Annotated in this window: 15 protein-coding genes and 1 pseudogene; 1 reads left to right on the top strand and 15 read right to left on the bottom strand. The window is 39.7% G+C overall.

The window, feature by feature from the left end:
- Positions 1–16: 16 nt before the first annotated feature.
- From BMZ22_RS14585 to BMZ22_RS14520, 14 genes are all read right to left on the bottom strand, one after another.
- Entirely contained in the window at positions 17–1144 is a 1128-nt protein-coding gene (locus tag BMZ22_RS14585) for a M23 family metallopeptidase (protein ID WP_090086927.1), read from the bottom strand.
- The gene (locus BMZ22_RS14580; protein WP_090086925.1) at positions 1141–1821 is read right to left on the bottom strand and encodes a hypothetical protein; all 681 of its coding nucleotides are present in this window, start codon (positions 1819–1821) and stop codon (positions 1141–1143) included. Before BMZ22_RS14580 ends, BMZ22_RS14585 begins: the two co-directional genes overlap by 4 nt.
- Positions 1821–3749, bottom strand: a complete 1929-nt coding sequence (locus BMZ22_RS14575) for a VirB4 family type IV secretion system protein (protein WP_090086923.1) — start codon at positions 3747–3749, stop codon at positions 1821–1823. The genes BMZ22_RS14580 and BMZ22_RS14575 overlap by 1 nt, the downstream gene beginning before the upstream one ends.
- Before the next feature lie 14 nt (positions 3750–3763).
- A complete protein-coding gene (locus BMZ22_RS14570) occupies positions 3764–4390 on the bottom strand; it encodes a hypothetical protein (protein WP_090086921.1) in 627 nt (208 codons plus the stop codon).
- Positions 4391–4419: 29 nt separating this feature from the next.
- Positions 4420–4728 (bottom strand): DUF5592 family protein, encoded by a 309-nt coding sequence (locus BMZ22_RS14565; RefSeq protein WP_090086919.1) that lies wholly within the window; start codon positions 4726–4728, stop codon positions 4420–4422.
- Entirely contained in the window at positions 4700–6628 is a 1929-nt protein-coding gene (locus tag BMZ22_RS14560) for a pLS20_p028 family conjugation system transmembrane protein (protein WP_090086917.1), read from the bottom strand. Before BMZ22_RS14560 ends, BMZ22_RS14565 begins: the two co-directional genes overlap by 29 nt.
- 73 nt (positions 6629–6701) lie before the next feature.
- A complete protein-coding gene (locus BMZ22_RS14555; RefSeq protein ID WP_090087069.1) occupies positions 6702–7307 on the bottom strand; it encodes an exonuclease/endonuclease/phosphatase family protein in 606 nt (201 codons plus the stop codon).
- Positions 7308–7355: 48 nt separating this feature from the next.
- Complete coding sequence (locus BMZ22_RS14550; RefSeq protein ID WP_090086916.1) at positions 7356–7610, bottom strand: YdbC family protein; 255 nt, start codon at positions 7608–7610, stop codon at positions 7356–7358.
- A gap of 21 nt (positions 7611–7631) precedes the next feature.
- On the bottom strand, positions 7632–9914 hold the full coding sequence (locus BMZ22_RS14545) for a VirD4-like conjugal transfer protein, CD1115 family (protein WP_090086913.1): 2283 nt from the start codon (positions 9912–9914) through the stop codon (positions 7632–7634).
- Entirely contained in the window at positions 9898–10938 is a 1041-nt protein-coding gene (locus tag BMZ22_RS14540) for a toprim domain-containing protein (protein ID WP_090086911.1), read from the bottom strand. The genes BMZ22_RS14545 and BMZ22_RS14540 overlap by 17 nt, the downstream gene beginning before the upstream one ends.
- Positions 10916–11626 (bottom strand): hypothetical protein, encoded by a 711-nt coding sequence (locus BMZ22_RS14535; RefSeq protein ID WP_090086909.1) that lies wholly within the window; start codon positions 11624–11626, stop codon positions 10916–10918. The genes BMZ22_RS14540 and BMZ22_RS14535 overlap by 23 nt, the downstream gene beginning before the upstream one ends.
- Before the next feature lie 166 nt (positions 11627–11792).
- The gene (locus tag BMZ22_RS14530; protein WP_090086907.1) at positions 11793–11978 is read right to left on the bottom strand and encodes a hypothetical protein; all 186 of its coding nucleotides are present in this window, start codon (positions 11976–11978) and stop codon (positions 11793–11795) included.
- A gap of 12 nt (positions 11979–11990) precedes the next feature.
- Positions 11991–12224: a pilin gene (locus BMZ22_RS14525; RefSeq protein ID WP_010529064.1), complete on the bottom strand. Its 234-nt coding sequence runs from the start codon at positions 12222–12224 to the stop codon at positions 11991–11993.
- A 5-nt stretch (positions 12225–12229) separates the two neighbouring features.
- Entirely contained in the window at positions 12230–12520 is a 291-nt protein-coding gene (locus tag BMZ22_RS14520; RefSeq protein ID WP_090086905.1) for a hypothetical protein, read from the bottom strand.
- 385 nt (positions 12521–12905) lie between these two features.
- Here BMZ22_RS14520 and BMZ22_RS14515 point away from each other — a divergent pair, with 385 nt between their 5' ends.
- Positions 12906–13109, top strand: a complete 204-nt coding sequence (locus tag BMZ22_RS14515) for a hypothetical protein (RefSeq protein ID WP_090086903.1) — start codon at positions 12906–12908, stop codon at positions 13107–13109.
- A gap of 710 nt (positions 13110–13819) precedes the next feature.
- On the opposite strand, the pseudogene BMZ22_RS17165 reads toward BMZ22_RS14515, so the two are convergent.
- Positions 13820–14013, bottom strand: a pseudogene (locus BMZ22_RS17165) (group II intron reverse transcriptase/maturase); the annotation flags it as partial.

Below are 14013 nucleotides of genomic sequence, written 5' to 3'. Positions count from 1 at the left end.
ATCACACCTTCCATGTTCATTGTTCACCGGTTAAAAATGGTTTAACATATGGCATTGGATCGACTTTTTCACCATTTACAATGATTTCAAAATGTAAATGAGCACCAGTCGATGCACCGGTTGAACCCACTTTTCCAATGACCTCACCTGCTTCAACGTTTGTGCCTACTGGTTTTCCCTTTTCTTTCATGTGTGCATATCTTGTCCTTAAACCGTCGTCATGTTTAACTTCCACATACCAGCCATACCCTGATCCCATGTTGTTGCTGCTTGATTTGAATGTCGTGCCATTTGCTTCACTGATGACAATTTCACCGTCCGCAAATGCAGTGATTGGCGCTCCCCGAATACCACCCGATGCGACATCTATACCAGCATGAAATGACGAACAACCACCACAACTTCGATTACCAAATCCAGATGTAATTCTTTTTGTATGTGATGATATCCATGATTTATCACCAATCACTTCCATGTCTGGTTGATTAGATGGTTCACAATTCATCGTTAAACCACCCAGCTTTTGGGCAACTTCTTTCGTTGTCGGCACCCAATGTTCATTTAAATTATTGGGATCGTTCTCAGCACCAACCGGCGCATACACACTTCCTAATTGTTCAATCGTTACCAAGCCATCAACTTTAATACGGTTATATAATGTTTGCGACATGGACTCCAATCCATCTTTCAATGTTGGAAAAGAAAAAAGACCACTGCCATCCGGATTCATTAAACCTCCCGGATTGTTTTTTTGTTGAATGGCATTTGATTTCCCCCAAGCGGTTTCATGTAGCGCAATAGAAGCAAACAAAACAGGATCAAGATCTTTTTCTTCTGACAGTTGAATAATGTCCTCACCATGACCTTTTAAGGCACCGGAACGTTCTTTATTTTGAAAAACAGACGTCCACTTTTCCTGATTAATCTCACCTGTTGCCGAGCATACATAACCGGCAAATGGATGATTTTGGTTTGATTGTTGTTCGTCAACGCTGCCACCTAATGCGCCAATAATCGCAAACATAATACTCATTAGGACTAAGCCAATGAGTATCGGAATGATATTCGCTGCAGCTAGACCAACAATCCATCCAATCGCTTTTTTCTTACCAATGGCTTTCACAGCACCCCAAATATGTTTCATTTAGCCTTCTTTCCTTCCATCCCGTCATCAGGGGTTACCATGTTGTTCACCAGCCATTGATCGTTTTGTTGCACCATGGTCACGTAAAAAAGCTGCGTGCGCTGATTGGTTAGTCGTCCATTTGATGTGACATGCCATGAAGCAAATGCACCGAATGTCATGTTGTTTTTTTGTGTTGCATCAGAAGCAAACAGTTCAATCGATTCAATACGCCGTTCAACATTTGCTTCTTTCACTTCTGGAATGTCTTGTTTGATTTCTTCCAGAAATGAAGCTGTAACAACCCCGTCCCATTTATCCCAATCGGTGATTTGCGATAAATAAAGCGCAAGCCCTTCCTGAGCCTGCTCCTTTGCAGTAGTGACAGCCTGCGCACCAAATTGTTTTTGATAGGTGGTTTCATGTTGATCTTCCGTTTGCTGATTAGCCTTATTTTCTGTGTCATTCTGTGTATCATCTGCAGCATTTGAGTCTGGTTTAGCATCTAATGCTTCATTAATTTTGTCTTCCTGAAGTGCTGGCGGTTGCTCGGTTTCTTGCTGTGATTCATCGAATAAACTCTCAGGATTTTGTTGCTCTTGTTCTTCATCGGCTGTCCATTTCCAGACATATACGGCTATGATTAACAAAGCAACGATGAGAAGAAATATAAACTTGTAAAGAACCCGTTTTGCCATTACAAGCCCCCCTCAAACAAATGCAATTCTTCATCTGATGCTTCAATGGATAACATTAAATTGCCAACACCACTGATACTTAATAAGCATTCTCCTTGTTGGAGTTGCGGAACATGTTCTAATTCACTGTCTGTCAGCTGCCCTTCAAAAACGGTCCGTAACGTATCCAAGGAATTAGAATCCTGCTGCATCACAAATTTATATTGGGTGAGTTCAAATAACGTCCGTATTTTGGTAACCGTGTCTGTATCAGAATGGTCTGGCACAAAATCACGGATGGATTGACTGGCCAAAATGAGGCCACCGAAATATTTCCGTGCTTCACGTGCAAAGTCTGTTAAAAACTTAACCGCCAGCATATTTTCCGAATTAACCAGTCGATGAGCTTCATCAATCATGACCAAAAAACGTGTCGCTTCATCAATATCAAACGATTCATCATCATACATGAGCTGCTTTTGTGACGAGCCTATTTGAATCAAGTTATCCCAAATTAAGTTCAATGCGTTAAACATTTGGGCATTGAACACACTTTTTTCGAGTCCGGTTAAATTACGGATTGAAAAGAAGATTACTTGTTCATTCGTAATGTCAGGAATTGTTGTATGGCCATTAAACAAATACGAAAAACTGTTCACCAGATTATCAATTACCAATTCAATTTTTTCGAGTCGCTTAACCCTCGTGGATGATAGTTCTGAACGAATGATTCGTTTTTCAGTACTGACATAGAGTTGATCACGAATGAATCTTAAAAAGTCACTGAAAATGGGATAGTCCTCATTAGCCAGTGACGTAATACCTATTGTATGAATTTTATCCGTGAAACCAAGTGAATCATAAAATAGGCGCAGTACCTTTTTGAATTCTTCAATTTCTTCAGAGGAAGGGCTACCGGCCAAAAACATATAAAAGGTTGCCACCTTTGATATGTGCTGCATAAAACTGATTTCTTCATTCTTTTCCGGATTACTATTGTCTTCTGTACGAAAGATTTGCAGTGGATTGATGACGCCATCACTGCCATCGAGACTAATCGTGTGGCCGTTCACGGACTGAACAAGGGTCTTAAATTCACCCGTTACGTCAAAACCGCGAATAAAATGGCCACGTGCTTCATTATCCATCAATAACTTCTTGAGTGTCGTTGACTTACCGGCACCCATCTTTCCGACAACCACTGCATTAAAAAACCGTCTCATTTTATCCTTATGAAAGAGATCAAACAGTACATTTCCTCCTGTAAACGATGTCCCTAAATAACTGCCGGTTCGATCATTTAATTCTGAGAAATGATACGGCAGACCTGATGCAAGTGTCACAGCCGGCATGCCTTTTCCTTCTCGTTTGTTTGGAAGCGCCAGTTGTTGTTCGTAGGGTAAAAATAGAGACTGCCATTCCCAATACGTTTCATTCAAAAAGATTTGACCTTTAAACCCGAATGACTGTAATTTGGACATGGTTCGTTCCACTTTCTTTTCCAGTTCCCATATGGTTGGTGACGCCACGAATAAGCGAATATGCAGTAATTTAATGATCTCCCCCATTTCACTTATTTGGCGATATAAGTCTTCCATCTCCTGATAACCACGTTGCGCATCCATCCGTTCTGATTCATGCTTGGAGCTTCTGAACCGGACATCCTGTTCCACCATACTTTTATTAATGGCGCTCACCGTCTCATCCTGATTCATTGTTGCGACATCTGTTACAACGGTCACATCATACATGGCCATAATTTTATCGAGCCATAACACATCGACACTGGATGGATATTCAAAAACATGGATACACGCTTCATAGCCGTCTCCTTTTTTAATATATTTGTCTTGAAAACGAATACCGCCTTGTGGTTGGATTGCTGTCAGAAAATCCTTATCCAGCTGAGGTGGTTTCGGTTTTCCTGTTTGTTTCATCTGCATTGCCATCGTTTTCATCCTTTCTACAGTTTCGTGTTTTGATTGTTTAATAGAAACAGAATCTGTTCCTTTTTCGCCCGTGAGAGTTCTGTTAACGGAAAAGACTGCTGCATTCCTTGTATGGCATCATTTTTTCGATCAGTCAGTTCCTGCTTATCATCGGCATACACCAAAATAAAAAATTCACGGTTGGAGCGTTCACGTTCTAAAAAATCAAACTCAAGTAATTTTTGGTCAATATATTCCAATCGAATCGGGCTGGTTGTCTGTTTGCGCTTTTTAAGCCAATAAGTACGTTGGGCTTCTGTATTCGCTGGAAAGTTTAAAATGATCTCTTTATAGGACCTGAAATAACTTCGTAAAAAACGGGTTCGGTTCAGCAATAAAACATTCAAATCCGTATCATTCAAAGCATGAATGTTTTTCGTTTGAATCTGAAGAATATCCATCACACCATTCTTCAACAAAATATAATCATTGTGTATTTGAAGAAACGGCAGGACCTCCGGTGTTTGCCGTAACATTTTTTCTTTCTTTGTGCTCGTAGTTTTTTTACGCTGAAAAACTTTTTTGATTTTAGTTGCCCATGACCTTTGGTTCGTCTGTTTGCCGTCAGACTTACCGGAAGTCATGTTTTCTTCATGAGTCATGGTCACTGCTAACCTCCTTCCGTTACACGTTATTCACGCAATTGACTGTTCTCTTGCTTGTGTTTATCCATGGCATAGTAACCAGTTTTTTTATGACGAAAATATAGAATGAGTGATTCATAATGTCTTTTTTTCGGATTGTGCCCGGATGGCATAAACAGATAAATCATGAAGCCGATCACGGTCAAAAAGTACGGAATCATAAAAACGCTGTGAACTAAATCCCGCAAAATCGTTAAAACTAAAAGAGAGCTAATCAATAGAATGACTAGCTCTCGCATTTCCAATCCTAAAATCTTCGGTTTGGCCTTAATCTCTTTTGGAATCTCGTATGTCATTGTCTCTCAGGCCCCTTTGCATATCTTTTGGCTTTTGCACATCCTTTTTATCCTTAATACTGCCACGAACATACTTCATTTTCTGTCCTGCATCATAACCAGTGTTATGTGCCCGTGTCAGGAAGTGGCCGGCTCGCTGCACTGTACGATTTCCACCAAACAACGTATGTTTTGGCTTTGGATAAATATGGCCATCTGAATGACCAGAACCTGGCTTATTCGTCATCTTAGGTGCTGTCGGGATATTAACTTGGCCAGATGGTTCTTGCGACTGGCCACCATGAATTGATGATGGTGTGACACCACCTGAATGCTCGGAACTCATAGTGGAAGATTGTTGACTTTGCGAATTAACAGATGACGGTCGAGCTTCCTGAGTCGGTTGGCCTTTCCCAACCGTACTCCCTCCGTTGTTTTCATAACGTGAAGCATCTCCGTTCATCATATTTGTCGAAAACTGGCCTTCTTGACGTGGTGATCCAGCTTGTCGACGGGAAGGCATTGGTTTCAGATGGCTGTTATTTTTCAATGCTCTTGTCATGCCAGTGCCACCAGCAACCGCGCCACCGCCAATTTTGCCTCCTGCTTTAAGGGTTTTACCCCCTGCTTCGGCTGCCATTTTACCACCTGCACCAACCATACGACTTGCAGCATAACCGCCCATCATAGCCTGCCAGCCAGAGCGCAGTCCGGCATCAATTCCCAACAACCGTTGCACAATATCAGGCGCATCAATTAATGCCCACGCACCAGCAATCAACAGTAAGATAGTACCGATAATGCCAATATGTTGTTCCATGTTATTCGCCCATTGGGCATAAATGATAAACATCCGTAACAGCACCATCATCACAAAAATGACAGCGAATGTACTGGAAATCTCGACTAACACTTTCTTCAAGCGTTGACCGCCCGTTAAGTCCGTTGCCGCGGTGAACATGGCAAATAATTGATGGAATGCCAAATCAAACATGGCACGCCCGATTTTGATGGTTGTAATCACTAATGCAAATGCCGTTACAGCCAATGTCGCTATGGCAATACCCCAGTTAACATGATACCTGTAATAGCTTTGTTGTCCCAAATTGGTAGCTGGTACTGTATTTTCGTTTAAATCAACTATCCTTGTGCCACCATCACCTGTTGAAACAAGGCGTTGTGTTAAAAAATCATATCCTTTCCCACCGTTGTCTTGTTTTTCTTTCAATTCATCTACCCACGGCTTCGTAGTCCAATTAAACCAGCCTTCATCTTGTTGAACATCCAGTTTTTCATTCACTTCAATTGAAGAAGGATCTTCTAATTGATTTCCGAACGTATAATCCGTTGTCCCGATGTCTTTATTTTCGGGGTCTGGTGGATGTGGAAGCAAATTTTCATTGCCTGCCACGGTCTCCTCATTGCTTCCATTGGCATAATTAAATCCAGTATTAACATAATACATCACATCCGCGATATTCCGTTTAAGGACATTATCGGATAGTGTTCCGGGTTCATCTAATGCGGTTATGCCTTCGTTCAATAAATCATCCATCATACTCATCATAGTCGGTAGAATGACAATGACACTTACAGCAATTAAAACATTCATCAATACTTCATTTCGTTTTTCAATTTTATTCAGCATAAACTGAAATCCTACAACGGTTAGTGTGACAACAAACATGCCAAACACATAAGGCTGAATCGTTTCGATAAAGCGATTCATGGCTGGATTATCATACACCCCGCCTAGTGTGACAACATCCGTTGCCACACCTTCGATCCAGTTGTTAATCCAAACTAATGCTTGAATAATTCCCCATCCAATGTTTCGTAGGAGGTCATCATAGAGCCATCCACTGCTCAAATCTAATATTCCTGCTAAATCTTCATACAGCTTTTTCAGATTATCCTGCATTAATACACTTCCTTCCATTTTTGACATAAAAAAGAACCTACCCAGAGGTAAGCTCTTTTTTATAGTTACTTAATTAGTACGTTAATTCAATTTCTTCTCCCTTTACATAATCAAGATTATATTGGATGCTTTCTTGTATAATACTGTTTCGATCATCGTCAAAGAAAGTATCTTCTTCTGAACCCATCTCACCTATCAATCTATTTAAATTCCATGATTTCCCGTGATACTCAAAAGCAGAATTAAAATCTCCATTAAACACAACGGATAAACCACCATCTTCAAATGGATTATGCGATGAGCCTGAGTGAGATTCATATTCTTCATATAGCTGTGATATTGTTTGTTCATTAGCATCTCTAATATTCAAATGAAAAACTTTCATATCTTCTTTTTTTAATGCTTCATCATATGCTTCAAGCAATTTAGTGTTTTTCACATATTCTTGTTTCGCATCATAGATCAACACATAAAACGCTTCGTCATTATCCTTTTTTGTCATCACATCATCTAATGTCGTTTCATTGAGTCCAGCTTTTGGTTTATTTTCAGTCGCTTCATCGCTATTATTTTCTGCAGCACTATCCGTTCCACTACAGGCACTTAACATCAGTAAACCGGCTATTAATACCAAGGTCAATAACGTTCGTTTCCGTATCAAGTTACCATCATCTCCCATATACCCTTTTGACACCAGTATAACAGCCCTCTTTAGCACTTGAAATGGTTAACTTGTCCTATCCACATCGTCCGGTAATCTTATATTAATAATCGATTTTAGCTTACCTAGCTCTTTTTCCGTAAACGTAAATCCTTTGCCGAGCCTCGTTTTATCCGGATTCCACCACCTCACATCATATTTCGGTTCATCACCGTTCCAGCTAATAATGTTAAGTTCTTTCGTCCAGCCTGCCTGACTTTCATGCAATACGGCAATTTCTTCAATTACACGCCAATCGACACGATATTTTGGTTCTTTCACGATTGTTCACTCCCTTCCCTATTAAGATAGTGCCTGTTCCCGTAATTTTTCAGCTTCTTGATCTTCATGGGATTGTTCATCTGATGCATGATGATCGGCTCTTTGATTAGCTTTCTCATTTTGATGCACCTGTTCTTCAATTTGTTTCGTTGCTTTATCCTGCCATGTTTGCATCACGTCTGCCGGAAGATAATTCTGTAATGCTGCCAATATTTTTAAGTGTATGCGTGAAAAATGAGGATGATGGACAATGAAACTCATATAATGAAGAAACGACCAGTGATCAACCTCTTGAAGCAATGCTTTGGTTTTTTCTTCATCCAGTTCACCCTGACTTTGTTCAATCTGTAAGATGTGTCGTTTAAATCGTTCAAATTCCTTATTTGTCAGTACGTCAGCCATTCGTAAAAATAAATCATCATTTGATTTGGCCGAATAAACCATACTGTTTAAATCCATATCATGATACGTTTCGGACATAATTGGGAGCATCATGATGGAATGGTCTGTATCAAAGTCATCGGCTAAATACTGATAACGGAATTTATGACTGGTTTTATCTTGGTTAAAAGTCGGTTTTGGCTCAATCTTTTTTCGGTTCTTGTCCTGCCGTTTATTCACGCGTATCAATACCGACTGACCTTCTTTTAACCGCATCAATTCATCAGACGTTAAAAGCGAGCGTTCTTTTGTCGATTCACTGTGCGACTTATCAAATGAATGATAATCACCACTGCGGCTGACATCGGTAATTGTTTTAGCTCCAAGCATGCTCGAATAATGTTCAGCCGTACTCTTATCTTCGGTGAGGATATAGATTTGATTGGAACAGTTGCCAATAATCGTGTCCGATTCTTCACCATAAGCCGATTTCACTTGCGAATAGGCTTGAACGATTAAGTGATACCTGAAGCCGCGTCCAGCCCCTACCGTTACCATACTTGCCATCCCATCGATCGCCGGCATATTCCCAAACTCATCCAAAATGAATTGCACATGCCGTTTCATTTTGCCGTTCTTGCTTTTAGTTGCTTTTTCCGAATTGACACGGTACAACTGACTAACAAAGATACTGGCCAATACATCATTTGACTTGTCTGAATCAGGTGTCGCTAAAAAGACAGCTACTGGTTTATCACCAAAACCGATTTCAGTTAAATCCAAACTGTTATGACCAGTTACTTTCGCGTTCGGTTCAAGTGTAAAGATTTGCAGTTTATCCATCGCAACACTGAAGATACTGCCCCTTGTATTGCCGGTTGAAAAATTACTTGTGGCATACATTAACCGTGCCGGATTATTCTCATCCCGTGCCTGGAAGAATTCGTCCAAAGCATTATTCCCTTCTTCATCCGTTTCACTTCCCTTACTGGAAAGGAAATTAGCAACAGAGTACATGGTCACCCGTTCTTCCTTGCCGATTTTCACCATGTCCTCCGTTAAGGCTAAAATAATAGCTGTCACCAGTGATTTTGCACTGTTTGACCAGAACGGATCTTTGGCATTTGGATTATGATACAAACTGAATGCCACACTGTTGGCATATTTTTGCGCGTCACTCACCCTGCCCTGTTTCCATGAATCAATCACTAACTGTAAGGGATTGAATCCCATGCTCATGGCATGCTCTATCAGATTAAACACGTACACGTCATAGCCACGATTTTTTAAAGTTTCATAAGAGGCACCAGCCAGTTCCCCTTTCGGATCATTAATGACCATGGAGGGTTTCTCTTTCGCCCTGCTTTGGACATCAATCATCGGAACCACAAATGTCTCACCCTTACCGGAACGTGTAATCCCAATGACCATTGTGTGAACAGGGGCATCGTCCAGTAAAAGGCGGTATGGTTTACCTGCCTCCTGCAATCCGCCAACAATTGTACCGCCCTTTCCGTCATATTCTGTTTTGGATGCCGGAATAATTTGGTACTGTTTCTTCATGTTTTTCACGGATTCAAATTCATTCGTACCATGTTGCCCACGGTTAATGGTTTGATAATTCATTTTGATGTTATACAAGAGTTTTAGAAGACTGATCCCGATCAGGATATAAAAGCCTATATAAAACTCAAGCCATTCTTTCTGAAAGATGAACACGTATTCCCAATCAACTGAGAATGTGTTCAAGTTGACTTGTTCCGGATTGTTGGCAAAACCCTCAATCAAATGCAGCACTTGCTGGAAAAAGTGTAATAGAAAGTTTGCTAGAAAGAAGCCCGATATGACGATAAGCAATATCAAAGGCACAATAAACTGCCAATTACTTAATCGTTCGGTCAATGGCTTATGGCTCGTGTTCAAGGTCCATCACCCTTTCATGTTGCTTCGTACGTGCTGCCATCTGTTCATATGTTTTGGTGAATGCTTTGCGGTTTTGCTGCAAGTTTTCGTTCGCATCTTTCGTTCCTGGAGAATAAGCAAAAGTTGACCAATCCCTGCCTATTCCAGCCTCTTCGATTGTATTCACGATATCTCTTGTTGCCTTCCATCCAGCTTGATCATCATCCATGGCGATTAAAAGCTGTTTGTCCGCAAACTGTTCCTTATGTTCGGCCAAATAATCGTTGATCTGTCTTGTTTTGGTTGCCCCTGTTAGGGCGATAATACCAGCATTCTCATCGATCTCACGAAAGGACAACGCATCCAGGATGGATTCACTTATCACCACATTTTTAGCATCCTGCGGAATGTCCATAAAAAAATCCCTCGTTTCTTTTGAGGGATTGAAAATAAGCTGTATTTCTTTAGGATCAAGGTTTTCATCAATGCTGGAACGGAGTAAAACACGATCTAGCGTACGGTCTTCGCCGTATAACGGAAAAATCAAGTTTCGCTTGCACATCCAACTATTATTGGAATAATCTTTGTTCAATAAGGTCTTAGCTTTTTGAAAGACATGCTGAACGATAGCCTCATGTTGTAAATCAGCTACAAAACCACGTGTTGTCTGTTTTGACAGGCCACGATAGCCATTGTCTAATGCTTCACTTTTAAAATAGTTTTTCGCATAGGAGAATACGCGGTGTGACCAGCCCAAGGCCTGCCGTTGTTCCGTCGTCAGGTCGGGATACTGTTTTTCGACCCTTTGCTCATAAGTTGACATGTCTCCCTTCTCATAAAATTCAAGCATCATCCGTGAGCCACAATGGTTTTCCCGATTACATTGAATGAACCGTGTATTATTCTTATACATAAAGGCTTCATGCTGGTTACATTCCGGACAGTTGCAGATAAAATAACGCCCTTTATCTTCGGCATTCAAATCACTTAAAGCGTCTTCGATATTTTGAAAAACAAGTTTCTTATAGGGATTCGACTTGCTCATAACTGTCACCCACTTTAGCAGCTAGTTTAGCGTCAAATCGTTTTAATACGGGTGCAAGAACTTGTTCTTGAATAGCTTGGTCTGATTTCAGGACTGTGCCTTTAGCTAATAAGTCATCGAAAGCTGTGTAAAAGGCATGCATCAATTCGTTATGAAGATGATGAGCTGTCCTAAACCCGTGTTGTTGTATGAAGGACTCACCAAATAACGTCAGTTCAAGATGCTGATAGCCTTCATGTTTGATCACCAGTACATCAATTCTCTGTTTTGGGAGTGATTGATAATTTGTAACTACATGTGTGATAAATTGCTTGAATGATCCATGTTTACTTTGATATTCTTCCTTATTCAAATTAGAAAATGACTTATGACTCCTCAATGTTCCATCATTGGTGTACTTGTTTGATTGATTTTGATGTTTCTTAGAGAGTTTCACGGTTTCTTCTATCACCCAATTTATATCCGCGTGGTAGGTGTTTCGTATCGCTGACAGGACATCTTCCATTTCCGCATAAATACTTGTTTCAACACAGGATGAAATCCCATCATAAATTTGTCTTAATTGGTCATCCGTCAGGTCAAATTGATCGCCCATTACGGTAGAAAATCGTTTTTTAAAGGCCTCATATGACTTATTCGCCGACTTAACACCATTGTTATTGGGAAGTACTTTATGCTTTATTTTCATTTATGTCACCTCCAATAAAAGGACTCCCTGAACAGAAGCCCTACGTGTTCACCTCTTGTTTTTTCATTATTCACTGCCTTCTTTTTTGTTAGAATGTTAAGTTCTTGTCCAGCATCAGCACTTTTTCATTAAAAAAAGCTTCCATACGTTTGGAAGGCCAATTAAATTAATTGTTTAACTTTATAAAGTTTTGAATGGTGACAGAATCACCCAGATTAAATTCATCACTGATTGCCTTTTCAATACCACGAATGTCATCTATCGATTGAATCGGCTCCTCCAATGTTATATCGACATTCCCACCACCATCTTCATAAAGATAGCTTATGAAATATTTGTACGCAGCACTCATCACTTTACCTCCTTAAAATCCAACAACCCGACCGCCCAGCCAAGAAACAAGACTGGCAGCCAAATAAACAATACCAAAGCCGATTGCAACGTTTACCATCCATCCTGTGTACATTTCCTTTTTCTGTGGATCTTTGGCAAACGTCCACAATAACCCAATGACAACCAGCACCAGTCCGGCTAAGACTGGTGCAATTGGCTTAATACCATCTGTGATATTCTGTATGGTTTGAATAGCGTCTTGCACGCAACTCACTCTCCTTTCTTCGCTACATTAGTAATCTGTTTCTGATTTGATACATTAAAGTTCAAGATGATTTCTTGGTGTCGCTCATGAAGCCATTCATAATATGAAGACCCGTCAGCTTCGATAATGCCTTTCGCCAGCTCTTCAAATTCCTTGAACCCTTCTGGTTTAACTGGTCTGCGCCTTCTTTTTGATGATGCTTTGCTCGATGAAGATTCAGCAGATTCTTTAGTAGCTGTCTTAACGTTTTTATCCTGATTATTATCCATTGCTTTTCCAAATTCATTATTAGACACGGTTTACACCTCCTTATCTAGCAAAAATAAAAACCCTTTCCGTGAAAGAAAAGAGTTAATAGGAAGCTATAAACTTCCTGATACTAATAATTTAACAGCTTTTTGAAGCATTTTTGTTCGTCATTCGTTCGCCTTTTCGTTCGTTTTTTGTTCGCTTTTCGTTCGGAACTACTCATATATTATTGACATTTGGAATTAATAATAATGAAGAGAATTGATGCTTTGTACATCCGTATTCAAGATAAATATAAAGGCCTCATTTTGAAATAGTTTAATCAAAATAGAACCTGCATTACTAGCCGTACATAAGTGTATAAAAAGTTTTCGGTTTCATGCCCCCCTTTTGTTTCCAATTTCGAATATAGGGGTAGGAGGAGATATATTCATGGAAAAAATAATTGAAGGACACCTAGTTGGATTTGGATCTCTAAGGGATATGGAACATTTGAAAGATGATTATCATGGCGAATTTACTGATGGGGGAATGTCTGAAATAAATATTCATGTTTATAGTAAAGTGCCAAGCAAGGAACAATGTGAAAGCATGTGTGCAAAGAAGTCGGGAGAAGTCACGTCTTATACATTATAAACGTTTTATGGTATGCTCGTTAACTTTCATCAAAAAATTAAAGAGCATATATCTCTCGAAACGCTTTTTTCATAAACAGATCCTGCCACCTATCGTAAAACTCTTACTTATAAATTGCACCGCAAAATGCGGTGCTTTTTGCATAACCCAGTTCGACCAGAACTGAGCTATATATAAAATTTACTTTTTAGTTTCAATCTTAAATTAACGCGCCCGTTAACATAATATTCCTTTCAGCTATTGGCTGGTATTCCGGAAGATTGATATTGATGAAAAGTATATTAAGAACTCTCCGCTTTACGTTTACTTTTATTTTTGGCAGCTTTATATAAATCTAACCCAGAAAAAACAATTATAATAATGCTAGTAATTCTTAAATACAAGTCATCATAATTAGAAATTAAGACAGAAATACCAATTAGAAAGTAAAGAACTCTTAAAGATGTACCTAGCATAAAATACCACCTCTCCTTCATTATTCTTAAAGAGCATTAGTATTGATTATAGGCTAAGGTAGCCCACACGTTGCTTATTCCATTAAATGGCCCTAAAAAGAAGCACTTCTCCTTGTTCATACGAATAGGTAAGGGTTTGAAGTTATCGCTCCCTTTTCCCCTCGCCCACACCGTACGTGAGGCTTTCACCTCATACGGCGTTCCAACTAGTCCAATTCACTCAGTTCTATGTATTGTGAAATGAAGCTGTTTATCCTAATTTAAGATTAAGTCATTTTCGCATTGTTTCCGTAATTCATTTACCTTTTGAATTTGCTTTTTGCTAAGCTCCAAAATTTTGATTAGAGTTTTGATTTTCTCATTGTCTTTTAAATGTATCAACCGATGAACGGACTCATGTAATATAATCAAATTTGAGTATGCGTCATCCTTTGAGTGCTGATACGGAT

Origin of the sequence: Lentibacillus persicus, from assembly GCF_900112705.1 — a bacterium.
In the GTDB taxonomy this organism is placed as follows: Bacteria; Bacillota; Bacilli; order Bacillales; family Amphibacillaceae; genus Lentibacillus; species Lentibacillus persicus.
Note: the sequence above shows the minus strand (reverse complement) of the source record. Positions and strands in the feature narration are given on the sequence as shown.

Excerpts from the sequence above, each read along its gene's own strand:
- BMZ22_RS14585 (WP_090086927.1), bottom strand. The coding sequence starts at position 1,144 with ATGAAACATATTTGGGGTGCTGTGAAAGCCATTGGTAAGAAAAAAGCG.
- BMZ22_RS14580 (WP_090086925.1), bottom strand. The coding sequence starts at position 1,821 with ATGGCAAAACGGGTTCTTTACAAGTTTATATTTCTTCTCATCGTTGCT.
- BMZ22_RS14575 (WP_090086923.1), bottom strand. The coding sequence starts at position 3,749 with ATGGCAATGCAGATGAAACAAACAGGAAAACCGAAACCACCTCAGCTG.
- BMZ22_RS14570 (WP_090086921.1), bottom strand. The coding sequence starts at position 4,390 with ATGACTCATGAAGAAAACATGACTTCCGGTAAGTCTGACGGCAAACAG.
- BMZ22_RS14565 (WP_090086919.1), bottom strand. The coding sequence starts at position 4,728 with ATGACATACGAGATTCCAAAAGAGATTAAGGCCAAACCGAAGATTTTA.
- BMZ22_RS14560 (WP_090086917.1), bottom strand. The coding sequence starts at position 6,628 with ATGCAGGATAATCTGAAAAAGCTGTATGAAGATTTAGCAGGAATATTA.
- BMZ22_RS14555 (WP_090087069.1), bottom strand. The coding sequence starts at position 7,307 with ATGGGAGATGATGGTAACTTGATACGGAAACGAACGTTATTGACCTTG.
- BMZ22_RS14540 (WP_090086911.1), bottom strand. The coding sequence starts at position 10,938 with ATGAGCAAGTCGAATCCCTATAAGAAACTTGTTTTTCAAAATATCGAA.
- BMZ22_RS14535 (WP_090086909.1), bottom strand. The coding sequence starts at position 11,626 with ATGAAAATAAAGCATAAAGTACTTCCCAATAACAATGGTGTTAAGTCG.
- BMZ22_RS14530 (WP_090086907.1), bottom strand. The coding sequence starts at position 11,978 with ATGAGTGCTGCGTACAAATATTTCATAAGCTATCTTTATGAAGATGGT.
- BMZ22_RS14515 (WP_090086903.1), top strand. The coding sequence starts at position 12,906 with ATGGAAAAAATAATTGAAGGACACCTAGTTGGATTTGGATCTCTAAGG.